Origin of the sequence: Streptomyces sp. NPDC059008 (genome assembly GCF_042749045.1) — a bacterium.
Lineage (GTDB): Bacteria > Actinomycetota > Actinomycetes > Streptomycetales > Streptomycetaceae > Streptomyces.
The window spans coordinates 1-22,662 of record NZ_JBHYJC010000056.1; the positions used below are offsets into that span (position 1 = coordinate 1).

Annotated in this window: 19 protein-coding genes, 1 pseudogene and 1 riboswitch; of the genes and pseudogenes, 9 read left to right on the forward strand and 11 right to left on the reverse strand. The window is 71.0% G+C overall.

The window, feature by feature from the left end; translation table 11 throughout:
• Positions 1-759 (forward strand): cbb3-type cytochrome c oxidase subunit I (locus ACFWZH_RS35190; protein ID WP_384440980.1); only part of this gene is annotated, 759 nt, incomplete at its 5' end.
• Positions 756-1,121 (forward strand): hypothetical protein, encoded by a 366-nt coding sequence (locus tag ACFWZH_RS35195; RefSeq protein WP_384440983.1) that lies wholly within the window; start codon positions 756-758, stop codon positions 1,119-1,121. The genes ACFWZH_RS35190 and ACFWZH_RS35195, both read left to right, overlap by 4 nt.
• 54 nt (positions 1,122-1,175) lie before the next feature.
• Here the strand turns inward: ACFWZH_RS35195 and ACFWZH_RS35200 are convergent, their stop codons facing one another.
• The 4 genes from ACFWZH_RS35200 to ACFWZH_RS35215 form a co-directional block, all read right to left on the reverse strand.
• Positions 1,176-1,886, reverse strand: coding sequence for a hypothetical protein (locus ACFWZH_RS35200; protein WP_384441070.1), 711 nt, complete (start codon positions 1,884-1,886; stop codon positions 1,176-1,178).
• A 297-nt stretch (positions 1,887-2,183) separates the two neighbouring features.
• Entirely contained in the window at positions 2,184-2,549 is a 366-nt protein-coding gene (locus ACFWZH_RS35205; protein ID WP_384440986.1) for a DUF6114 domain-containing protein, read from the reverse strand.
• Positions 2,540-3,160, reverse strand: coding sequence for a DUF6230 family protein (locus ACFWZH_RS35210; RefSeq protein WP_384440989.1), 621 nt, complete (start codon positions 3,158-3,160; stop codon positions 2,540-2,542). Before ACFWZH_RS35210 ends, ACFWZH_RS35205 begins: the two co-directional genes overlap by 10 nt.
• Before the next feature lie 584 nt (positions 3,161-3,744).
• Positions 3,745-4,977, reverse strand: coding sequence for a cytochrome P450 (locus tag ACFWZH_RS35215; RefSeq protein WP_384440992.1), 1,233 nt, complete (start codon positions 4,975-4,977; stop codon positions 3,745-3,747).
• Between the two features lie 250 nt (positions 4,978-5,227).
• Between ACFWZH_RS35215 and ACFWZH_RS35220 the strand changes: the two genes are divergently transcribed.
• Positions 5,228-6,397: a steroid 3-ketoacyl-CoA thiolase gene (locus tag ACFWZH_RS35220; protein WP_384440995.1), complete on the forward strand. Its 1,170-nt coding sequence runs from the start codon at positions 5,228-5,230 to the stop codon at positions 6,395-6,397.
• Between the two features lie 394 nt (positions 6,398-6,791).
• The gene (locus ACFWZH_RS35225; RefSeq protein WP_384440997.1) at positions 6,792-8,105 is read left to right on the forward strand and encodes an alpha/beta hydrolase family protein; all 1,314 of its coding nucleotides are present in this window, start codon (positions 6,792-6,794) and stop codon (positions 8,103-8,105) included.
• 71 nt (positions 8,106-8,176) lie between these two features.
• Here the strand turns inward: ACFWZH_RS35225 and ACFWZH_RS35230 are convergent, their stop codons facing one another.
• From ACFWZH_RS35230 to ACFWZH_RS35255, 6 genes and pseudogenes are all read right to left on the reverse strand, one after another.
• Positions 8,177-9,172, reverse strand: a complete 996-nt coding sequence (locus ACFWZH_RS35230; RefSeq protein ID WP_384441000.1) for an ECF transporter S component — start codon at positions 9,170-9,172, stop codon at positions 8,177-8,179.
• Positions 9,169-11,046: an ABC transporter ATP-binding protein gene (locus ACFWZH_RS35235; RefSeq protein ID WP_384441002.1), complete on the reverse strand. Its 1,878-nt coding sequence runs from the start codon at positions 11,044-11,046 to the stop codon at positions 9,169-9,171. Before ACFWZH_RS35235 ends, ACFWZH_RS35230 begins: the two co-directional genes overlap by 4 nt.
• A gap of 332 nt (positions 11,047-11,378) precedes the next feature.
• A pseudogene (locus ACFWZH_RS35240) lies at positions 11,379-12,500 on the reverse strand (CbiQ family ECF transporter T component); the annotation flags it as partial.
• Complete coding sequence (locus ACFWZH_RS35245; protein ID WP_384441073.1) at positions 12,497-13,204, reverse strand: SCO2322 family protein; 708 nt, start codon at positions 13,202-13,204, stop codon at positions 12,497-12,499. The pseudogene ACFWZH_RS35240 and the gene ACFWZH_RS35245, both read right to left, overlap by 4 nt.
• A gap of 26 nt (positions 13,205-13,230) precedes the next feature.
• Positions 13,231-14,547 (reverse strand): prenyltransferase/squalene oxidase repeat-containing protein, encoded by a 1,317-nt coding sequence (locus ACFWZH_RS35250; protein WP_384441005.1) that lies wholly within the window; start codon positions 14,545-14,547, stop codon positions 13,231-13,233.
• A 171-nt stretch (positions 14,548-14,718) separates the two neighbouring features.
• A riboswitch (cobalamin riboswitch) is annotated at positions 14,719-14,861 on the reverse strand.
• Between the two features lie 137 nt (positions 14,862-14,998).
• A complete protein-coding gene (locus tag ACFWZH_RS35255) occupies positions 14,999-16,057 on the reverse strand; it encodes an MBL fold metallo-hydrolase (RefSeq protein ID WP_384441008.1) in 1,059 nt (352 codons plus the stop codon).
• Positions 16,058-16,517: 460 nt separating this feature from the next.
• On the opposite strand from ACFWZH_RS35255, the gene ACFWZH_RS35260 reads away from it, so the two are divergent.
• Positions 16,518-18,005 (forward strand): aldehyde dehydrogenase, encoded by a 1,488-nt coding sequence (locus tag ACFWZH_RS35260; protein WP_384441011.1) that lies wholly within the window; start codon positions 16,518-16,520, stop codon positions 18,003-18,005.
• Positions 18,005-18,238, forward strand: coding sequence for a ferredoxin (locus tag ACFWZH_RS35265; protein ID WP_384441014.1), 234 nt, complete (start codon positions 18,005-18,007; stop codon positions 18,236-18,238). The genes ACFWZH_RS35260 and ACFWZH_RS35265 overlap by 1 nt, the downstream gene beginning before the upstream one ends.
• 168 nt (positions 18,239-18,406) lie before the next feature.
• On the opposite strand, the gene ACFWZH_RS35270 is transcribed toward ACFWZH_RS35265, so the two are convergent.
• The gene (locus ACFWZH_RS35270; RefSeq protein ID WP_384441017.1) at positions 18,407-19,039 is read right to left on the reverse strand and encodes a TetR family transcriptional regulator; all 633 of its coding nucleotides are present in this window, start codon (positions 19,037-19,039) and stop codon (positions 18,407-18,409) included.
• A gap of 239 nt (positions 19,040-19,278) precedes the next feature.
• Between ACFWZH_RS35270 and ACFWZH_RS35275 the strand changes: the two genes are divergently transcribed.
• From ACFWZH_RS35275 to ACFWZH_RS35285, 3 genes are all read left to right on the forward strand, one after another.
• Entirely contained in the window at positions 19,279-20,676 is a 1,398-nt protein-coding gene (locus ACFWZH_RS35275; protein WP_384441020.1) for a glycosyltransferase family 4 protein, read from the forward strand.
• A 117-nt stretch (positions 20,677-20,793) separates the two neighbouring features.
• Positions 20,794-21,594, forward strand: coding sequence for a methyltransferase domain-containing protein (locus ACFWZH_RS35280; protein ID WP_384441023.1), 801 nt, complete (start codon positions 20,794-20,796; stop codon positions 21,592-21,594).
• Complete coding sequence (locus tag ACFWZH_RS35285) at positions 21,591-22,661, forward strand: prenyltransferase/squalene oxidase repeat-containing protein (RefSeq protein ID WP_384441026.1); 1,071 nt, start codon at positions 21,591-21,593, stop codon at positions 22,659-22,661. Before ACFWZH_RS35280 ends, ACFWZH_RS35285 begins: the two co-directional genes overlap by 4 nt.
• Position 22,662: the final 1 nt, after the last annotated feature.

Sequence of the window (22,662 nt, forward strand, 5' to 3'; positions counted from 1 at the left end):
GTGCTGTTGCCGTTCTTCTCGTTCATGACGTTCCTGATCGCGGTGCCGACCGGTGTGAAGTTCTTCAACTGGATCGGCACGATGTGGAAGGGCTCACTGTCCTTCGAGACGCCGATGCTGTGGGCGATCGGCTTCCTGATCACCTTCGTCTTCGGTGGTCTGACCGGTGTCATCCTGGCCTCGCCGCCGATGGACTTCCACATCTCCGACTCGTACTTCGTCGTGGCCCACTTCCACTACGTCGTCTTCGGCACGGTCGTCTTCGCGATGTTTTCCGGTTTCCACTTCTGGTGGCCGAAGTTCACCGGCAAGATGCTGGACGAGCGGCTCGGCAAGATCACGTTCTGGACGCTGTTCATCGGCTTCCACGGCACGTTCCTCGTCCAGCACTGGCTCGGTGCCGAGGGCATGTTGCGCCGTATCCCCGACTACCTCGCTGCCGACGGTTTCACCACCCTCAACACCGTCTCCAGCATCTTCTCCTTCGTCCTCGGACTCTCCCTCCTGCCGTTCCTCTACAACGTCTGGAAGACGGCGAAGTACGGCAAGAAGATCGAGGTCGACGACCCGTGGGGCTACGGCCGTTCGCTGGAGTGGGCGACGTCCTGCCCGCCGCCGCGGCACAACTTCCTCACCCTGCCGCGCATTCGCTCCGAATCCCCGGCGTTCGACCTGCACCACCCGGAGATCGCGCGAGAGGTCGCGTCCCTGGCGAATTCGGAGGCCACGCACAGCACTGAAATCGGGTCCCGCGTATGAACGAGCCCGTGCACATGAATGAACCCCTGCAGATGGAACGCGCAGTCAACGAGATCGAGGGGTATCTCCTCTGGGAGGCGGAGAAGGACCGCGCCCGCACCCGCGCGGCTGCCTTCTGCGCCGGCCTGCCCTGGCTCACCGACACCCAGCGGCAGGAAGTGGAACTGCGCTATTGCGAGGATCAGCGCGACGCCTCGCGGGCCTATCTGGAGCGCATCGCGGTCCGCAGCGCCACTCTGCGGACCGAATACCGGAGTGTCTACCGGGCGCTCAGGCGTCGGCTGATCACCGCGTTCGTCAGCGGCACGCTGTCCGTGGCGGTGCTGGTGACCGTGGCGGCCGTCGGCCTGACCACACGCTGAGCGGTTCCGCGCGGTACGCCCGCGGTTCCTGCGAGGTCCTCGCGCGGTCCGCGCTCAGCCGGTGACGGTGATCTGGGACGTGGGGTCGGTGGTGTCGGTGACCTGGTAGGTGGCGTTGAACGTCGAGCTGGTCGCACTGGTCGGGCAGCCGAAACCGCCCACCACCTTCACCGGCACCGCCGCATTGGTGAAGGCGAGGGTGGACGGTGCGCCATTGGTCCAGGTGCCGTTCACCGTCGCCGCCGTGGTGGGGGCCGCGGTGACGGTGCAGGATGCCAGCCCGCTGGTCCTGAGGACGAATCCGCCGGAGGGAATGGTCAGTCCGGCGGTCACCGGCGTCCCGTTCTGCATGGCCACACCCCATGTGCCGGACGTGCTCACGGTCGCGCTGACACCGGGCATGCTCGTGGTGCAGGAGCCGTATGTGGCCGGGGTCGTGGAACTGCTCACCGACCCGGCTTCGTTGTGGTTGTCGGGTGCGGCCGGCACCTGCCCGCTGGAAGTCGAGGCCGTACAGGTGACGGTCACCGAGCCGGCGGTGAAGGTGGCCTTGCCGCTGAGCGCGGCGGTGAAGCCGTGGCCCGCGGGGGTCACAGTCGTGGCGGCCTCAGCGGCTGCCGGAGCCCCGCCGGACTGCGCCGCGGCAGAGGCCGGTACACCGATGGACAGTGCGGCTAACGCGGCGATCCCTGCGCCGGCGGTCCGCACTGCGTGCCTACGGGACGTACGGCGGGCAGTGCGGGGGTTGGGCTGCGAGAGCTGCATGGGCTGTGTGGTGCGTGTGAGCTGCGTGGGCTGTGTGGTGTGTGTGGGCTGCGTCATCGTCATTTTGAGTTTCCTTCCCGAGGGGGGCGGGAGCGCGAGGTGGGGGAGCGGGGGGTATGGGGAGTACGGGGGGAGTGCGGGAAGCGCGACGTACGGGACTACGCGGCGGGGGGATGGAAGACGCGGTCGCGCGGCAGGCGATGGAGCGGTGGAGGGGCGTCCTGCCGACCGGTCGCGAGGGCATGCGGCCATGCGGCCATGCGCCGTCAGGTCACGAGGGCATGCGGCCATGCGCCGTCAGGTTTCGTTCGTGTGGTGCTCGCCGACGACCGGCTGCCAGGCGAAGATCATCGAACCGCCGAGAATTCCGATGACCGTGCCGATCAGAAAGCCCCCGAGGTTGGACATCACCAGTGCGGCCGCCGCACACAAGACGGTGAGTACGCCCGCGATGCCCCGGTAGTGCGGCGCGAACCACGCCGAGAGCCCCATCACGATCATCACCAGCCCCATCAGTATTGAGGGGATACCGGCGATGCCCTGTTGCAGCATGACCTTCAGCGGCGCCAGAGGGATGGCGCAGATCTCGACGCCGGCGACAAGGGCCGCCAGACCGCCCCAGAAGGGCCGCCCCGTCCGCCAGCGCCGCCAGGTCAGAAGCATTCCTTCTTGCCCTTGGAGATCTTCATGCTCAGCCCGGAGAGCTTGAACGTTCCCGCGTTGGTGGCCCAGGCGGTCTGCCGCAGTTTGCCAATGCTGACGTCGTCGGCCTGTTGAGCGAAGAGGTCCTGCATGCCCTGGGCGCTGGCCGGTCCCTTGTCCAGGGTGGAGGCGTCCCGGCCGATCTCGATGTTGTTGAAGGACGCGTTGCCGGAGAGCTGGGTGGCGTCCACGAACAGGTTGGCCGCCTCGACGGGCTTGGTGCCCGTACCGGCATGGAGATTGAGCGAGATGTCGCCGATGACCGGCAGATGAGTGACCACCGACTGACAGAGATTGTTCAGTTGTGCCGTCCTGATGGCGGTGACCGCGACCGGGAGAAGCTCCCCCCTGGCATTGGTGTCGACACTGCCGTACTGGGCGAATCCCTCGCCCTTGAGGCCGTCCGCGGACACCTTGAACTGCTGTCCCGATACGGCGAATGACGCCGCCAGTGCCCCGTTGGCCAGGGCGATGCCCAGGGCCGCCGTGCCGGCGAGGGCCGGGACGGACAGCACGGCGAACCTCCGCCAGCTGATGCGTCCCGTGACAGGTCTGCCGTGTGCGTCCTTCATGGTGTGAGTCCCCTTCGAAGAGCGTGGAGCGCACTGTCGCAACACGTGGGGGGAGAGACGTCGATGCGTTACGTCGCGGTGCGTCGTGCCGCATCGTGATGTGGGGTGTGGTGCACCGTGATACGGGTGTGGTGCTCCGCGGTGCTGCGTGGCGCACCGCGGTACCGGGTGGTGCTGAAGACGCGCGTGAGGTGCCGAGCCGAGCCGATCCGAGCCGGTGTGTGCATGGGGGGAGAGCGCGTGCGGCCCCACCCGGCGGGCTACCGCACCGTGCCCCAATGCGGTGTGCCGGGTGAACTGAGTGAGCGGGGTGAACTGGACGATCTCCGTGACTCGGCGAACCGAGCAACCGCCAAGTGTTACTGGCGAGTTGAATGTAAGTCCGCCCATGGCTACTGGCAAGGTTGAGAGACGAACAGTTTCGGACATACCGCTGCGCCCGATGGTCGGCGACGACCACTGAGCGCAGTGAATTCGACAGTCGCCTGTCGGACCGTCAGCTCCTTCAGCCCGCCGGGAGAGCGGCGGCGGCCGGGTGCGCCGCGGCGGCGTGCATCGGCCCGCTTATCGGCCCCATCGACCCCTCACCTGTAGCGAACCTGAAGCTCCTTCACACCGTTGAGCCACGCCGAGCGCAGCCGCCGTGGATCACCGGCCAGCGAGATTCCGGGCATGGCGTCCGCGATGGCGTTGAAGATCAGGTTGATCTCCAGGACCGCCAGGGATTTGCCGAGGCAGAAGTGAGGCCCGCCGCCCCCGAAACCCAAGTGCAGATTGGGGTCTCGCGTGATGTCGAAGACCTCGGGGTGGTCGAAGACCTCGGGGTCGTTGTTGGCGGAGGAGTAGAAGAGCCCGACCCGCTGACCCTTCTTGATCTTTGCTCCGCCCAGTTCGGTGTCCTGGGTGGCGGTGCGCTGAAAGGAGACCACCGGCGTCGCCCAGCGCACGATCTCCTCGGCCGCCGTCGCGGGACGTTCGCGCTGGTAGAGCTCCCATTGGTCGGGATGGGTGAGGAAGGCGTGCATGCCGTGCGTGATGGCGTTGCGGGTCGTCTCGTTGCCGGCGACCGCCAGCAGCAGGACGAAGAACCCGAATTCGTCGGAGCCGAGATTCCCCTCGTGCTCGGCCGCCACCAGTTGGCTGACGATGTCCTTGGCCGGGCATTCCTTGCGTGCTGCGGCCAGGTTCATCGCGTACGAGATCAGCTCCATCGCCGCGTTGGTGCCGACCTCTTCGGTGATGGCCAGTTCCGGGTCGTCGTACGCGACCATCTTGTTCGACCAGTCGAAGATGCGGGCCCGGTCGTCCTGGGGGATGCCGATGAGCTCGGCGATGGCCTGGAGGGGCAGCTCGCAGGCGACATCGGTGACGAAGTCCCCGGTGCCCTTCTCCCGCGCCTCGGCGACGATCCGGGCCGCCCGGTCACGCAGCGCCTCCTCCAGGGCGCGAATGGAGCGCGGGGTGAATCCCCGCTGCACGATCTGGCGGACCCTGGTGTGTTCGGGCGGGTCCATGTTCAGCATGATCAGCTTCTGTACGTCGATCTGGTCGCGGGTCATGGCCGAGTTGAAGCGGATGATCGAGGTGTTGAGGTTCGCGGAGAAGAGCTCCGGCTTGGTGGACACCTCCTTGACGTCCTGATGGCGGGTGACGACCCAGTAGCCGTCGTCGTCGAAGCCGGCGATGCCGTGCGGCTGGGCGTTCCACCACACGGGCGCGGTCTGCCGCAGCTGGGCGAACTCGGGGAGCGGAACGCGGGACTGGTAGACGTCGGGGTCGGTGAAGTCGAACCCCTCGGGCAGCGCTGGGCATGGCATCGGCGACTCCTGGTCCGTGGTTCCATCCGGGACTTCTGACGGCTCATCAGGTGTGGGGTCGCGGTGAAGGTAGTAACGAGTTCTATAAGTGGCAAGGGGTGGCGCGACTCCTGTTGCGGACAAGGGGCTTGCATGCCTCTTGCGCCCCGGAGGGCGGCTCATAAGACTGTTTGCGGAACTAGAACGCGTACTAGTTCTTCTTCCGTGGGTGCCGGGACGCCCGCGGGCGCGAGGAGAGGACGAGTCAGTCATGGCCGCGGAACCCGTCATCGTCGAAGCAGTACGCACTCCCATCGGCAAGCGCCAAGGTGCGCTCGCCAACCTCCACCCCGCCTACCTCCTGGGCGAGACATACCGCGAACTCCTCGCGCGTACGGGCATCCAGCCCGACTGCGTCGAACAGATCGTCGGCGGCACCGTGACCCACGCCGGCGAACAGTCCATGAACCCGGCGCGCAACGCCTGGCTGACGATGGGCCTTCCGTACGAGACCGCGGCGACCACCGTGGACTGCCAGTGCGGTTCCTCCCAGCAGGCCAACCACATGGTCGCCAACATGATCGCGAGCGGTGTCATCGACATCGGCATAGGCTGCGGCGTCGAAGCGATGTCCCGGGTGCCGCTCGGCAGCGGCTCCAAGCACGGCCCCGGCAAGCCCTGGCCCGACGAGTGGAACGTCGATCTGCCGAATCAGTTCGAGGCGGCCGAACGCATCGCCCGCAACCGGGGGCTGACCCGGGAGAACGTCGACTCGCTCGGTCTGATCTCGCAGGAGCGGGCCGCCGCTGCCTGGGCGGAGGAGCGGTTCAAACGGGAGACGTTCGCCGTCCAGGTGCCCACCACGGAGGACGAGCAGGCCGCCGGGCAGGGCATGTGGCGGCTGGTCGACCGCGACGAGGGCCTGCGCGACACCAGTATGGAGGCGCTGGGCGGCCTCAAGCCCGTGATGCCGACCGCAGTCCACACGGCGGGCAACTCCTCGCAGATCTCCGACGGCGCCGCCGCGGTGATGTGGGCGTCGAAGCGGATGGCGCGCGCCCTCAAACTCAAGCCACGGGCCCGCATCGTGGCCCAGGCGCTGGTCGGCGCCGATCCGCACTTCCACCTGGACGGCCCGATCGACGCCACCCGCGCCGTGCTCGGCAAGGCTGGTATGTCCCTCAAGGACATCGACCTGGTCGAGATCAACGAAGCCTTCGCCTCCGTCGTGCTCTCCTGGGCGCAGGTCTTCGAACAGGACCTGGAAAAGGTGAACGTCAACGGGGGCGCCATCGCCCTGGGGCACCCGGTCGGCGCCACCGGCGCCCGGCTGATCACCACCGCCCTCCATGAACTGGAGCGCAGAGACAAGGAATTCGCCCTCATCACGATGTGCGCGGGCGGGGCACTGGCCACAGGGACGATCATTCAGCGGATGTAGCGGATGTAGCGGATGTAGCGGATGTAGCGGATGTAGCGGATGTAGCGGATGTAGCGGTTGTGCCGACTGTGGTGGCTGCGGCGGTGGCAGGGGGGCGGCTCAGGGGGTGTGGCTGCTTATGTTTTTTCCCCGCCGCCCACCCCCCTTACGGGGGGTGGGCGGGTGTAGTGAGGTCCTTGCGCGCGATGGAGCGGCAGGCCGCTCCCAACCTGCGGAAAACCGCAGGTGAGTTGTACGGGAAACCGCATTCTGCGACGAGCGGCATCTCCGTACCGTCGAAGACATGACGAACAGCACTCAGCAGCCCGCACCGCATTCACCTGCGGCTTCCTCTTCACCTGGAGCCTTAACCCCAGCTTCGGCTCCACCCTCATCTGCGTCCGGCGCATCGTGCTTGTCCGACGCCCCGCGCGGACCGAGCGGGCGCCGTCGCGTCTCACGCGGTCTGGCCACCGGTGCCGCCCTTCTGCTCGCGGCGCTCACGACGGCCCCGGCCCTCGCGACTTCCTCGGCCTACGCATCGCAGCCCACTGGACAGGAGCAGACGAAGGCGGCAGGTGCCGGCGCCGGCGCCGCATCCCGCACGGCGACCTGGCGTGGGAAAGTCCTCTCCATCACGCCTCTGGGCCGGCGGAGCAGAGCCGAGATCATCGCCCAGGCGCAGAAGGCGGGCCTGGACGCGGAGACCGCGCGGCACGGCGTCGCCGCATACCGCCTCACCTACCGCACGATCACCCCCGATGGCCGGCCCACCAGCGCGTCCGGTCTGCTGGCACTCCCCGTCGGCACCAGCCACCGTCACCTCCCGCCCGTGATCCATGCTCACGGCACCCTTGCCTACCGGGGCTATGCGCCCTCGGTCGCGGAAGGCCCCGACCGAGCGGTATCGGTGCTGTACGCATCCGCCGGCCGCGTAGCCCTCGCCCCCGACTACCTGGGCCTCGGCACAGGCCCCGGCCGCCACCCGTACATGGACGCCCGATCCGCGGCATCGGCCTCCCTGGACATGCTCCGGGCGGCCCGTTCGGCCGCTCCGAAGCTCGGCGCCGCTCTCGATCGCACGGTGTCCGTCACCGGCTTCTCACAGGGCGGGCAGGTCGCCATGGCACTGGGCCGTGAGCTGGACCGCGGCGCTGATCCCCGATTCCGCCTGGGAACGCTCGCCCCGGTCGCGGGACCGTACGACCTGGACGGCAGCGAACTCCCCGGGATGTTCGACGGCCGAGTCGACCCGCAGTCCGCCGTCTTCTACGTCTCCTTCTTCCTCACCGCCCAGAACCGCCTGCACCCGCTCTACGACGATCCGAGCGATGTGTTCCGAGCCCCCTATGCCGACCGCGTCGAGGACCTCTTCGACGGTGACCACCCGGCGGAGGACATCGCCGGCAAACTGCCCGAGCGCCTCGAAGACCTGCTGACCGACACCTGGTACCAGAAACTTCAGCGCCCGTCCGGCGCTCTGCTGGAATCCCTTCGTGCCAACGACCGCACCTGTGACTGGCAGCCCGGCCGAGGCATTCGGATAACCCTCTACTCCGCAACCGGCGATCGCGACGTACCGATAGCCAACACCCGCAGCTGCGCGCGGGAACTGGCGCGGTACGGCGCTCGGGCCACGGTCGTCGACCAGGGCGCGGACGCCGACCACTACACCTCGTTCCTGCGCTCGGAGCCTGCGATAGCCCGTTCCTTGCCCGTCTCCCGCTGAGCCCGTCTCCCGTTGAGCCCGGTTCCGCACGGGCCCAGGGCAGCCGGCGAGGCGAGGCGCGGTCGTCCAGGTCAGGCGGCCCCGCGGGGTGGATCAGAGGTGAAGGTGACAGGGACGTCGAAGGCGGCGCGGCGGGTGGCGCGGCGCAGTGCCTTGAGGACGGTGCCGCCCAAGGTGAAGGTGAGGATCACGGTGACCAGGGCGCGGGGCAGGTCCCAGCCGAGGGAGGTGGCAAGGCAGTAGGCGATATAGCGGGCGAGGTTCTCTTCCAGCGGATCGCCCGGGACGAAGGAGACCCCCGAGGTCATGCCGGCGATATAGGGCCACCCCTGGAGGTTCATGATGAGGCCGTAGAGGACCGCGGAGACCGCGCCGTAGGCGGCGAGCATGGCCAGCTCGCGGCGGCCGCGGAGCCGGTCGGGCCCCGGCAGCAGGCCGGCGCCCATCGACACCCATCCCATCGTCAGCATCTGGAACGGCATCCATGGGCCGACTCCGCCGGTCAGCAGCGCCGACGCGAACATCGCCACGGAGCCCAGCACAAAGCCGAATCCGGGCCCGAGCACCCTGCCCGACAACACCATCAGAAAGAACATCGGCTCGATTCCGGCCGTTCCCGCGCCCAGCGGGCGCATGGCGGCTCCGGCCGCGGCCAGTACGCCGAGCATGGCGATGGCTTTGGCGTCCAGGCCGGTGTCGGCGATGGTCGCGACGACCACGGCCAGCAGCATCGGCAGCAGCGCGGCGAACAGCCAGGGCGCGTCCTTGGAATGGGCGAGGCCGGAGGCGGAATCGGCGAGCAGCGGCCATCCGAAAGCCATCACGCCGATGGCTGAGACCAGGGCCAGTGCGGCGATGGACCGGGGACCGAGCCGTACTGCCCGGGCCTGACGGCTCGTGCGGAGGGGGGAGCCGACGCAGACGCTGGAGGTGGAGGTGGAGGTGGAGGTGGCGCCCACGCCGACGCCCACGCCGACGCCGACGCCGACCCCGACGTCGGAGTCGGAATCGGAGTCGGAGTCGGAGAGGAGGTGGCTGTCGTCAGGGTGCTGTGGGTGCGAGGTCATCCGGTGGCCTCCAGAGCGTGGGCCACCTGAGGAACGGTCAGCCAGGGCAACGGAGCGAGCACCTTGGCTACCTGCGGAGCAAAGGAGGGAGAGGAGACCACGATCTCGTCGGTGGGACCGTCGGCGACGACCTCACCGTCCGCGAGGATCACCACGCGGTGCGCCAGTTCGGCGGCGAGTTCCACATCGTGAGTGGCCAGGATGATGGCGTGGCCGTCGGCGGCCAGGGTGCGCAGGACTTCGATCAGGCGGGCCTTGGCGGCGTAGTCCAGGCCGCGGGTGGGCTCGTCGAGGAGGAGCAGCGGAGGACGTGCGGTCAGTACGACGGCGAGGGCGAGCGCGAGGCGTTGGCCCTCGGACAGATCACGGGGGTGGGCAGAGTCCGGAACACCGGGCAGCAGTTGGGTCACCAGGGCCCGGCAGCTGCCGGCGGGAGCGCCCGCGTCCTGGTCCGCCATGGTGCATTCGGCGGCGACGGTGTCCGCGTAGAGCAGGTCGCGGGGTTCCTGGGGAACCAGCCCGACGTGTCGCAGAAGGGCACGGGGGCTGGTGCGGTGAGGAGTGGCGTCGCCCACGCGGACCGTACCGGCGGAGGGCTGGTGCATTCCGACGAGGGTGCCGAGGAGCGTGGACTTTCCCGCGCCGTTGCGCCCCATCAGGGCAACGGTCTCGCCGGCCCGGACGTTCAGATCCACCCGATACAACGCGTCCATGTGCCCCCGGCGAACACCGAGCCCGGAGACCGCCGCGACGGCACCGCTCGGAGCTCGCGCGACCACACCGTCCGGGACCCGTGCGGCGCGACCGCCTCGGATCGCCGGAGCAGTCTCTGCCTCGGCACCTGCCTCGGCACCTGCCTCGGCACCTGCCTCGGCGCCCGTCCCGGCGCCTGTCCCGGCCCCTGTCCTGGTCTCTGCCGCGGCGACCGTCTCGGCACCCGGCCGGGCCGTTGTCCCGGGACCCGCTCCGGCAACCGCCTCGGCGCCGGGTGGTGTGGTGCCGGGGGCCGGGGAGGGGGCCGTCCCGGGGGAGCTCGTTCCCGGGGCGGGCGGGGTCACTCCCGTCAGGCGTTCGCGGAGGGCGGTGGCCTTGCGGCGGGCGTCGCGGACGGTGAGGGGGAGGGGGGACCAGTCGGCCAGGCGGCCGAGGGCGACCACCGGTGGGTGGACGGGGGAGATGGCCATGATGTCGGCGGGCGTTCCCATCACGGGGGCGGCGCCGGGGGAGGGGAGGAGGATGACCTGGTCGGCGTATTGGACGACGCGCTCCAGGCGATGTTCGGCCAGCAGGACGGTCGTGCCGAGGTCGTGGACCAGGCGCTGGAGTACGGAGAGCACCTCTTCGGCGGCGGCCGGGTCGAGGGCCGAGGTCGGCTCGTCGAGTACCAGGACCTTGGGGTGGGTGGTGAGGACCGAGCCGATCGCCACCCGTTGCATCTGGCCGCCCGAGAGGGTGGTGATGGCGCGGTCGCGCAGGTCGGCCAGGCCCAGCAGGTCCAGGGTCTCCTCGACGCGGCGGCGCATCACACCGGGGGCGAGCCCGAGGGATTCCATACCGTAGGCGAGTTCGTCCTCGACGGTGTCGGTGACGAAGTGCGCCAGGGGGTCCTGGCCCACGGTGCCGACGACGTCGGCGAGTTCGCGTGGCTTGTGGGTGCGGGTGTCGCGGCCGTCGACGGTGACGCGTCCGTGCAGAGTGCCGCCGGTGAAGTGGGGGACCAGCCCGCAGACGGCGTTCAGGACGGTGGACTTGCCGACGCCGGACGGGCCGACCAGGAGGCACAGTTCGCCTTCGGGGACGGTCAGGTCGATGCCTTGGACCGTGGGTGCCGCGCCGTCGCCGTAGGTGACCGACACCTGCTCGAACCGGATCACTGGGTCGGCTCCTTCTTGTACGGAGGGGGATCGTCGGGGTGGCTGTGGCCCCCGCCGCGGCCGTCACCAGGATCACGGTCCTGGCCCCGGTCCTGGCCCCGGCCCCGGTCCTGGCCCCTGCCCTGGTTCTGGACCTGGCCCTGGCTGTGACCGCGCCTGTGGCTGTGGCTGTGGCTGTGACCGCGGCTGCGGAGCCGGCTGAGGTTGCCGCCGTCGTGGCCCGTGCTCGTACGGTCCGTATCGCGAGGGCTCGTACGGTCCGGACCGCGGGGGTCCGTACGGTCCGGACCCCTGCTCGAGCGGTCCCCGTGCCCGGATCGGCTGCCGCGCTCCCTCGGGCCCTGCGGCCGGGTTCCGCGCCGCACTCGGTCCGTGGGCCTCGGGAGGGGTGCCACCACCGCGGGGAGCAGTCCCAGCAGCACGGACGCCGCGGGCCAGAGCGGAAGCACAGGGGTAGTGAGGGGGACGGCGGGCGGGTGGAGGGCAGCCGGTGCGTAGGCGTTCGCCCAGATCATCAGGGCGGCCACGGCGATGCCGGAGCCCGCGACGAGCCAGGCCCGCGGGCCCCAGCGTTCGGGGCGGTAACGGGTGCGCAGGGAGCGGCGGCCGCCGAGCCACAGGCCGGCGAGGGCGGCCGCCAGCCCGGCGAGGAGCAGCGGCAGACCGTAGCCGGCGCCGGTGCCGCCGAGCAGGCCGTAGGTCCCGGCGCAGATGCCGAGCAGGCCGCCGAGGGTGAGGACGGAGGTGAGGTGACGTACGGCGCGGGGCACTTGGGCGCTGCGGCCGTAACCGCGGGCGTCCATGGCCGCGGCCAGGGCCACGGAGCGCTCCAGCGCGCCCTCCAACACCGGTACGCCGACCTGGAGCAGTGCCTTGAAGCCGCGGTCGGGGCGGCCGCGCAGCCGTCGGGCGGCGCGCAGCCGCTGGACGTCGGCGACCAGGTTGGGTGCGAAGGTCATGGCGACGACGACTGCCACCCCCGCCTCGTACAGCGCGCCGGGCAGGGACTTCAGCAACCGCGAGGGGCTGGCCAGCGCGTTGGCGGCGCCCACGCAGATGAGGAGGGTGGCCAGCTTCAGTCCGTCGTAGAGCGCGAAGACCATGCCCTCCGCCGTGACCCGGCCGCCGATCCGGACGCCCTTCGCCCAGTCGGGCAGCGGCACTTCGGGCAGCGTGACGAGGGTGTGCGTACCGGGGATGGGGGAGCCGAGGACGAAGGCGAAGGCCAGCCGAATGGCGATCACGACGAGGCCGAGCTTGACGAACGCGCCGTACGAGCGGGCCCAGGGCGCGTCCGTGCGCCGCGCCGCGACGACATAGCCGGCCACGCCCACCAGCAGCCCCAGCAGCAGCGGGTTGGTGGTGCGGGAGGCCGCGGTGGCCAGGCCGAGGGCCCACAGCCACCAGGCGCCGGCGTGCAACGCGGTGGTACGGGTCGCCTGCGGGGCGCTCATCCGCGCCGACGGCGCGCCTGCCACACGGCCGCCGCACCCAGTACGACGACGGCCGCGACACCGCCGAGCAGCCCGGCGGACGGCCCGCCGTCACCCTCGGAGCCGGCCCCCTTCGCCCCGTCCGTGCCCTTCGCGCCGGCCGCACCTCGCCGGTCGGCGGACTTCTCCGGGTCGGCGGACTCCTTCGCCCCGTCCGACCCGCTCACCTGGTCCGCGCACCCCGACTCCGGGTAGCCGGCGATGGCGCACAGCAGTGCATTGGGGTCATAGCGCAGCGACCCGGCGACCGCGGCCAGTGCCTCGCCCGCCGAGGCGTCCTCGGCCACCTGGGCGCACTCCGTCCGGGCCTTCGGCGGCCGCTCGCCGTCGGGAGCGTCCGCCGCGGTGCCGAAGTCGATGACGACGCCGATCCGCTTGCGGCCGTCCTTGGCGGGCGTCTCGCGGCAGATCGCGTCGAAGTCGGCGGCCGCGCGCGGCTTGCCGGCCGCGGCGGAGTCGGCGCTGACGGTGAAGCGGAAGCCCTCGACCGCGCCGTCGGCCGGGCGCACCGTTGCCGGCCCCTGAGTGGCGTAGGCCCAGGAGCCGCCGCTGCCGCCGTCCCAGAAGGACCAGTAGCGGTACTCCTGCGCGTGGGCCGGCCCGGTGGCCAGCCCGGTGACCGCGCCGGCCAGCAGCAGCACGCCGGCGATCCGGGTGCGCCGCATCGGCTGCAGCAGCTGCCTCGGCCGCATCAGAGCGCGTTCTTCTTCTTACGGCCGCTCAGCAGGAAGCCGATGCCGGCGCCGAAGGCGAGCGCGACCCCGACGACCCACCAGACGTTGACGCCGCCGTCGCCGTCCTTGTGGTCCTCGGTGCCCTCGGCGGCCGGCGAGGCGGTACCGGCAGGCTTGGGCCCGGTCGCGTTCAGCGCGGCCACCAGGTCGCTGCCTCCGAAGGAGCGCGGGTCGGCGCCGGTGGCGTGCGCGGCGAGCACCAGCTGGGCGTAGGCGGCCGGACCGTTCTCCTTGGCCCAGCCCGCGGCGTTCTTCTCCAGCCACTTCAGCGGCTTCTGGGCGGCGGCCCCGTGCGAGCCGGCCGCCAGCGCCACCACGGCATCCGCGGTGTTGCCGACATCGGGCTGCTCCTCCTGGCCCGGCATCGCGGAGAGCAGATGCTGTCCGTTCCGGTCGAGCTGGTCGACGAGGTAGGCGGCGCCGCCGTCCGCGGCCCGCGCCGCATCGGCGGACTTCTCCGGCTTGCCGTCCTTGCAGGTCAGAGGCTTGACGGGGGTGTCAGCCCCCTTCTTGGCCGGTGCGACGACGAAGCCCTTGCCCAGGGCTCCGGTGGCGGCGGCCGCGGTGGCGTCCGCGTTCGGCGCCGCGCCCTTGAGCTGGAAGGTGAACGCGCCGTGCTCGCCCTCCTTCGCCGCGCAGCCCAGCTGGAAGGTCAGCAGCGCGTCGTAGGGAGTCCTGCCGCCCTTCTTCGACGTGACCGACTCCGGCTTCTCGCCGGCCGCCGTGAGCGCGCCGATGACGACGGAGGTGGAGTTGGCGTCGCTGGCCGAGCCGGCCATCGAGCTCCAGCCGCCGTCGTCGTTCTGCACCGACTTCAGCCAGCTCACGGCCTTCTTCACGGTCTCGCCGTGCCCGCCGAGCGCGGCCAGCGCCTGCACCGCGGCGGCCGTCTGGTTGGTGTCCCGCATCGCCTTCGCGTCACAGGGCTGCTTCGGCTCGGCGCGGAAGGCGGTGAACGAGCCGTCGGCGCACTGCTGCCCGACCAGCCAGTCCACGGCCGAGGCCGCGGGCCGTACGCCGACCGTGTCCTGCGCCAGCAGCGCGAGCGACTGCCGCCAGACACCGTCGTACTGCGGGTCCTTGGTGCCGTACAGCCCGTCGGGCAGCTTCTTGGGCGACGTCGACGGGGCGGCCGCGGGCTCCGCGGACGCGGCGGGGGCGGTGGCCGTGCCCAGCACCGCCACGGCCGTCAGCGCCATGGCGGCGCGGCGCGCCAGGAAGGCGACAGGGTGCGTCGAAGGGGCCTGGGGAGCCATGGAAGCCATGGGGGCCATCGGGTCGGTGCCTCTCGGGTCGGGTCGCGGCGGTGGTACGCAGCCGCGCTCGGACGACCGCCGGGCACCGATCCTGCGATCGGGCGCGGTGGCACCGGGCTCAGCTCCGTATACCTCGACGGTGCCGCGCACCGGGCCGTCCGTCCGGGCGGGCGGCGGTTCCGGTGGCGGGAGCCTTGGTCGTGCCCCAACGGGTGCTCCGGCTCGTACGGCCGGGAGCGCCGCGCAGTGCGCGGGCCGACGGCCGTCCTCACGGTTGCGGGTCAGCGCCGGATTTCCACCGGCTTCCCCCGATCGGGTACGGATGAAGTTGTCCCGCACACCTTAACCGGCGCCCGGACGGGGCCCGCCCCGCACGTACGAGCCGGGGAAGGCCGAGGCGGCGGGGTTCGTCACACCCCCCTGTGCGTCACACCCTCCCATTCCTGTGCGTCACACCCCCCCAAGTGCGTCACACCGCCCGGTACGTCGCCGGATCGGAGCCGGGTACCCGCTCCACGTCCCCCTGCTTCACCAGGCGCCGCAGATGTGCCTCGGCCTCCGAGACGGCGATGTTCCGGGAGCCGTACGGGATCTGTTCCCAGGGACGGTTCCACTCCATGGCCACGGCGAGCTGCCAGGGGGTGAGGGGTTCGCGGAGCAGCGTTCTCAGCCCGGAGAGCCGCTCTTCGTGGTGGGCGATGAGCTCGCGTACGCGCCCCTCGGCGTCGGTGAAGGCGTGCTGATGGGCGGGCAGCACCTCGGCGGGGGCGAGCCGGCCGACGCGTTCGAGGGAGGCGAGGTAGTCGCCCAGGGGGTCGGTGACCGTGCTGTCGTCCGGGTCCCCGTACAGGCCGATGTGCGGGGTGATGCCCGGGAGGAGGTGGTCGCCGGAGAAGAGTCGGCCGAAGCCGCGAGCCCGCTCGCCCGGATGGTCCTCGCCCGGATGACCCTCCTCCAGGTGCAGACACACATGCCCCGGCGTGTGCCCCGGAGTCCAGATGGCCCGCACTCGGCGTCCCGGCAGGTCGAGCAGCTCGCCGGGCTCGATCCCGCGGTCCGGCAGCGCCGCCTGTCGGCCGGGCAGTCTCCGGCCGCGCCCGTTGCCGCGTGCCTCCCGCAGCGGTGCCAGATGGTCGTCCGGCGCGCCCGCGCCCGCGAGCTTGGCGATCAGGTAGTCGAGCCACTCGCCCGGCTCGGCCTCGCGGGTCCGGCGGACCACGGCGGTGTCCGCGGCGTGCATCGCGATCCAGGCGCCGGACGCCTGCCGCACCTTGGCGGAGAGGCCGTGGTGGTCGGGGTGGTGGTGGGTGATCAGGACGCCGTGGAGATCGGTGAGGGCGAAGCCACAGGCGGCCACGCCCGCGACGAGGGCGTCCCAGGAGTCCGGGTCGTCCCAGCCGGTGTCGATGAGCACCGGCCCGCGGTCGGTCTCCAGGAGGTGGACGAGGGTGTGGCCGAGCGGGTTGTCCGGGATGGGGACGGCGATGCTCCACACCCCGCCTCGGTGGTCGATCACCTGCGTGGTCATCCCGGTCCCCTCTCGGTGTGGCGTACACCCCGTCGCGTACGCCCCGTCACCCCGCACCTGCCCTCTCACTATAACTAGAACTGGTTTCAAGGCGGCCTGAACTCGCCTCCAGTGCATGGTGGTTGGGGTGGCGGTGGCGATTTGGTCGGCGCCGTGGACTCCTCCAACTAGAACTGGTATCAGTTTCTGGCGTGGTGAAACCGAGCAGTCCCGAGGCGATCGACTGACGCAGTGCCAGATGTCGGTTCGCAGCAATCCGGCAATCCGGTAATCCATCAATCCAGCGATTCAGCAACCCGGCAATCAGGCAACCAGCGATCCAGCAACCCAGCGATCCAGCACCACGATGCCCGGCAATACAGCGCTGTGGCACACGCACCTCACACGGTCGGCGCCAGACGGTCCGCGTAGGTGCGCACCCCACATCGGACAGGCGGCCAACCCGCAGGAGGCGGCAGCGATGAGCGACCTCGTCGAGCACGGAAAGCTCTACATAGGCGGACAACTGGTCGATCCGGCCGGCCGGGACACGATCGAGGTCGTCTCACCGCACACCGAACAGGTCATCGGCCGCGTCCCGCACGCCTCGCGGGCCGATGTCGACCGTGCGGTGGCCGCGGCCCGCGCGTCCTTCGAGTCCGGGGTGTGGGCGAACGCCCCGCTGGCGGAACGGATCGCGGTGGTGACCCGTATCAAGGACGCCTTCGCCGCGCGCAGCGAGGAGATCGCCAGGGTCATCAGCTCCGAGAACGGCACCCCGTTCACCTCCGGCGTCATGGTGCAGTCGCTGGCCTCGGTGCTGGCCTGGGACTCGGCGCTCACGGTGGCCCGCGGCTTCGGGGGCGACGAGGGGCAACCCGCGGACGGCAGCGCTCCGTTCGAGGAGCGGCGGGCCGGCGTGCTGGGGCCGATCCTCGTACGGCGGGAGCCGGTCGGGGTGGTCGCGGCCGTGGTGCCGTGGAACGTGCCACAGTTCACCGCCGCGGCCAAGCTCGCCCCCGCCCTGCTGGCCGGCTGCTCGGCCGTGCTGAAGGTGTCACCGGAGACCCCGCTGGACGCGTACCTCCTCGCCGAGATCGCGTCCGAGGCCGGGCTGCCGGAGGGCGTGCTGTCGATCCTGCCGGCGGACCGCGAGGTGAGCGAGTACCTGGTCGGGCATCCAGGAGTGGACAAGGTGTCGTTCACCGGATCGGTCGCGGCGGGCCGGCGGGTCATGGAGGTCGCGGCCCGCAACCTCAGCCGCGTCACACTGGAGCTGGGCGGCAAGTCCGCCGCGGTGATCCTGCCGGACGCGGATCTGGACGCGGCGGTGGCCGGCATCGTGCCGTTCGCCTGGATGATCAACGGTCAGGCCTGTGTGGCCCAGACCCGGATCCTCGCACCGCGCAGCCACTACGACGAGATCGCCGAACGGTTCACCGCGGCCGCCTCCGCGCTCACCGTCGGCGACCCGCTGGATCCGGCCACGGAGGTGGGCCCGCTGGTCGCCCGCCGCCAGCAGCAGCGCTCGCTGGACTACATCGCGCTCGGCCAGCAGGAAGGCGCCAAGGTCCTGACCGGCGGCGGCCGGCCGAAGGGGCAGGACACGGGCTGGTACGTCGAGCCGACCCTCTTCGGCGAGGTCGCCAACTCGATGCGGATCGCCCGCGAGGAGATCTTCGGCCCGGTCATCTGCCTGCTGCCGTACGACGACGAGTCGGCGGCGGTGCGGATCGCCAACGACTCCGACTACGGGCTGTCCGGCTCGGTGTGGACCTCCGACGTCGACCACGGCATCGACATCGCGCGGCAGGTGCGCACCGGTACGTACTCGGTGAACACCTTCAGCATCGACATGCTCGGCCCGTTCGGCGGCTACAAGAACTCCGGTATCGGCCGGGAGTTCGGCCCCGAGGGCTTCGGCGAGTACCTGGAGCACAAGATGATCCACCTGCCGGCGGGTGCCTGATGGCGGACCGCTGGCGGGTGGAGGTGGACCGGAGCGTCTGCATCGGGTCGGGGATGTGCGTCGGCGCGGCACCGGACGGCTTCCGGCTGGACACGGCCCGTCAATCGCACCCCGTGGCGCCGGAGGCGGACGCCACCGAGAGCGTTCTGGCGGCGGCCGAGGGGTGTCCCGTGGAGGCGATCATCATCACCGTCGCCGGCAGCGGCGAGGCGGTCTTCCCGCCGGAGGAGTGAGCGGGGCGGGGGATTGGGGGCCTTAGGGGGCGGGGGTGGCGATCCCGTAGGGGTTCGATGGGCCCCCTACGGGCCGACTACCCGCGCGGACCGCGGGGCGAACCTCGACCCGGCCAGGGACCTCTACCAAGGCCGTCCCCTACCAAGGCCGTCCCCTACCAAGGCCCCCTACCGGGCCGCCTCCGGTGCCGTCAGGTCGATCAGGCGGCACACCGTCTCGATGTCTATCTTCACCTGGGCGATCGAGGCCCGGCCCGACAGCCAGGTGATCAGTGCCGAGTGCCAGGTGTGCTCGATGACCCGTACCGCGGAGAGCTGTTCCGGGGTGGGGGCGACGTCCAGCCCCATCGCGTCCAGGATGATCGCCGTCGTCAGCCGCGAGACGGTGTCCACCTCCGGGCTCACCGAACGGTCGGCGAAGGTCAGTGCGCGCACCATCGCATCCGCGAGGTGCGGTTCGCGCTGCAGTGCGCGGAACGCCCGCATCAGGGTCTGGGCGACCCGCGCGCCCGGGTCCTGTTCCGACGGCGGACGCTTGCGCAGCGTCTCGTGCATGTGCTGGAGCTGGTCCTGCATGGTGGCGACCAGCAGATGCACCTTGGAGGGGAAGTAGCGGTAGAGGGTGCCGAGCGCGACGCCCGAGGACTCGGCGACCTCGCGCATCTGCACGGCGTCGAAGCCGCCACGGGACGCCAGCTTGGCGCTGGTGTGCAGGATGCGGCGGCGCCGGGCCTCCTGACGCTCCGTCAGGGGAGGACTCGCGGGAAGCGCCGGTTTGGCCGCCTTGGATTCCGTAGTCATATTTCCCATTCCATGGCATTCCGTCCGCGATGCGGTGAGTGCCGGTGGTTCGATCGGCACAGCATGGCAGGGGGGCGGGTGGTGGCGCGAATCACCTGGTGCGGCTCTTTTCGCATCGGTCCTGGCCGGTAGATTCGAAGCTCGGTGAACTGATCAGTAGCCCGTCAGTTCTGTAACTTGTTCTAGATTACCGCCAGCGGTTACGCTCCGGCGAAAGTCCAGTGAGAAGGGGGCCGAGCGTGACCGCAGAGGCCGTCCAGGCAGCCGCGCCTCGCCCCGCTGAGGCCTCCTCGGCCTCCGCCCCGACGAACGGCGAGCGCCCGGTGCGCACCCAGGCCCCCCACTCCGGCGACCGCGGGCGCCCCCTGCGCATCGCGATGCTCACGTACAAGGGGAACCCGTTCTGCGGCGGACAGGGCGTCTATGTACGCCACCTCTCGCGCGAGCTGGCCCGCCTCGGCCACACCGTCGAGGTGATCGGCGCCCAGCCCTACCCGGTCCTCGACGAGGGCGTGGTGCTGACCGAGCTGCCGAGCCTGGACCTCTACCGTCAGCCGGACCCGTTCCGCACGCCGGGACGCGGCGAGTACCGCGACTGGGTCGACGCCCTTGAGGTGGGCACGATGTGGACCGGCGGCTTCCCCGAGCCGCTCACCTTCTCGCTGCGCGCCCGGCGCCATCTCGCCGCCCGCCGCGGCGAGTTCGACGTCGTCCACGACAACCAGACCCTCGGCTACGGTCTGCTCGGTGGTCCCGGTGCGCTCGGCGCTCCGCTGGTCACCACCATCCACCACCCCATCACCGTCGACCGGCGGCTCGACCTCGAGGCCGCCGACGGCTGGAAGCGCCGCGCCTCGGTCCGCCGCTGGTACGGCTTCACCCGGATGCAGAAGCGCGTCGCCCGGCGGCTGCCGTCCGTGCTGACCGTCTCCGGCTCCTCCCGCCAGGAGATCGTCGACGACCTCGGGGTGAACCCCGGCCGCATCCACGTCGTCCACATCGGTGCCGACACCGACCTGTTCTCCCCGGATGCCGCCGTCCCGGAGGTGCCGGGCCGGATCGTCACCACCTCCAGCGCGGACGTGCCCCTCAAGGGTCTGATCCACCTCGTCGAGGCACTCGCCAAGGTGCGCACCGAGAATCCCGACGCCCACCTGGTGGTCGTCGGCAGACGCGCCGACGACGGGCCGGTCGCCGCCGCCATCGAGCGGCTCGGGCTCACCGGCGCCATCGAGTTCGTCAAGGGCATCAGCGACGGCGAACTGGTCGACCTCGTCCGCAGTGCCCAGATCGCCTGCGTCCCCTCCCTCTACGAGGGCTTCTCGCTGCCCGCGGCCGAGGCGATGGCCACCGGGACCCCGCTGCTGGCCACCACCGGTGGCGCGATCCCCGAGGTCGCCGGGCCCGACGGCGAGACCTGCCTCGCGGTGCCCCCCGGCGACGCCGACGCGCTCGCCGGCGGACTGCTCCGTCTCCTGGGCGACGAGGCGCTGCGCCGCCGGCTCGGCGCCGCCGGCCGGGAGCGGGTACTGGCCCGCTTCACCTGGCGGCAGGCCGCCCTCGGCACCGCCGAGCGCTACCGCGAGGCGATCGCCCTCCAGGGCGGCCGGGCCGCCGCCCGCACCGCGCGCACCTGACCCGCCCCCGCTTCAGCTCTTCGCAGCCACCACCGCCCGCCCGTCGCCCGACCTCCACCCCCAGAAGACGGCGCTCCGCGCCGACTGCCCACAACCGCCTGACGAAAGCAGAACCCCGTGCTGACCGTCGACTTTTCCCGTTTCCCGCTCGCTCCGGGCGACCGCGTGCTCGACCTGGGCTGCGGCGCCGGCCGGCACGCCTTCGAGTGTTACCGGCGCGGCGCGCAGGTCGTCGCCCTCGACCAGAACGGCGAGGAGATCCGCGAGGTCGCCAAGTGGTTCGCGGCGATGGAGGAGGCGGGCGAGGCCCCCGCGGGCGCCTCAGCCACCGCCATGGAAGGCGATGCGCTGGCCCTGCCGTTCCCCGACGACAGCTTCGACGTCGTGATCATCTCCGAGGTGATGGAGCACATCCCGGACGACAAGGGTGTGCTCGCCGAGATGGTGCGCGTCCTGCGGCCCGGCGGCCGGATCGCCGTCACGGTGCCCCGTTACGGCCCCGAGAAGATCTGCTGGGCGCTCAGCGACGCCTACCACGAGGTCGAGGGTGGCCATATCCGCATCTACCGCGGCGACGAACTGCTCGACAAGATGCGGGAGGCAGGCCTGGAGCCCTACGGCACGCACCACGCGCACGGGCTCCACAGCCCCTACTGGTGGCTCAAGTGCGCCTTCGGGGTGGACAACGACAAGGCGCTGCCGGTGCAGGCGTACCACAAGCTGCTGGTCTGGGACATCATGAAGAAGCCGCTGGCCACCCGGCTCGCCGAGCGGGCGCTGAACCCCGTCATCGGCAAGAGCTTCGTCGTCTACGCCACCAAGCCGCATCTGCCCGAGGCGCCGGCCGCCGAGCCCGCCAAGCGCCCCCGCCGCTCCACCAAGTCCGCCACCAAGTCCTCCGCCGGGGCCGCCAAGTGACGAGTCCCGGGCGTACCGAACGGCTCGTCCTGCCGGGGGTGCTCACCGCTGAACAGGCGGCCCGTACGGTCGCCGGCATCCTGGCGACCCAGCGCGAGGACGGCGCGATCCCCTGGTTCCGGGGCCACCACCTCGACCCGTGGGACCACACCGAGGCCGCCATGGCCCTGGACGCGGCCGGCGAACACGAGCGCGCCGAGGCCGCGTACGACTGGCTGGCACGCCACCAGAACCCGGACGGTTCCTGGTACGCGGCCTACGCCGACGGTGACGCCGAAGCGCCCACTGACCGCGGCCGGGAGACCAACTTCTGCGCGTACATCGCGGTCGGCGTCTGGCACCACTTCCTGTCGACCGGCGACGAGGCCTTCGTCGACCGCATGTGGCCCGCGGTCTCCTCGGCGATCGCCTACGTCTTGGAGCTCCAGCAGCCCGGCGGCGAGATCGGCTGGAAGCGCGAGGACGACGGCACTCCCGTCAACGACGCGCTGCTGACCGGCTCGTCCTCCATCTACCAGGCGCTGCGCTGCGCGCTCGCGCTCGCCGAGCAGCGCGAGGAGCCCCAGCCCGACTGGGAGCTGGCGGTCGGCCGGCTGGGCCATGCGATACGCAGCCACCCCGAGCGGTTCTTGGACAAGGGCCGCTACTCCATGGACTGGTACTACCCGATCCTGGGCGGAGCGGTCCGCGGCGAGGCGGCCAGGGAGCGCATCGACGCCGCCTGGGAGGACTTCGTGGTGCCGGGTCTGGGCGTGCGCTGCGTACTGCCCAACCCCTGGGTCACCGGCGGCGAGAGCGCGGAGCTGGCACTCGCCCTGTGGGCCATGGGGGAGTCCGAGCGGGCCGTGCAGATCCTCAAGTGGATACAGCATCTGCGCGCCGAGGACGGCATGTACTGGACCGGCTACGTCTTCGACGACGACGCGATCTGGCCGCGCGAACTCACCTCCTGGACGGCCGGTTCGCTGCTGCTCGCGGTCGCGGCCGTGGGCGGTGACGAGGCGACGACGTCGGTCTTCGGCGGCGAGCGGCTGCCGACGGGGCTCGACCCGGACTGCTGCCGGTAGG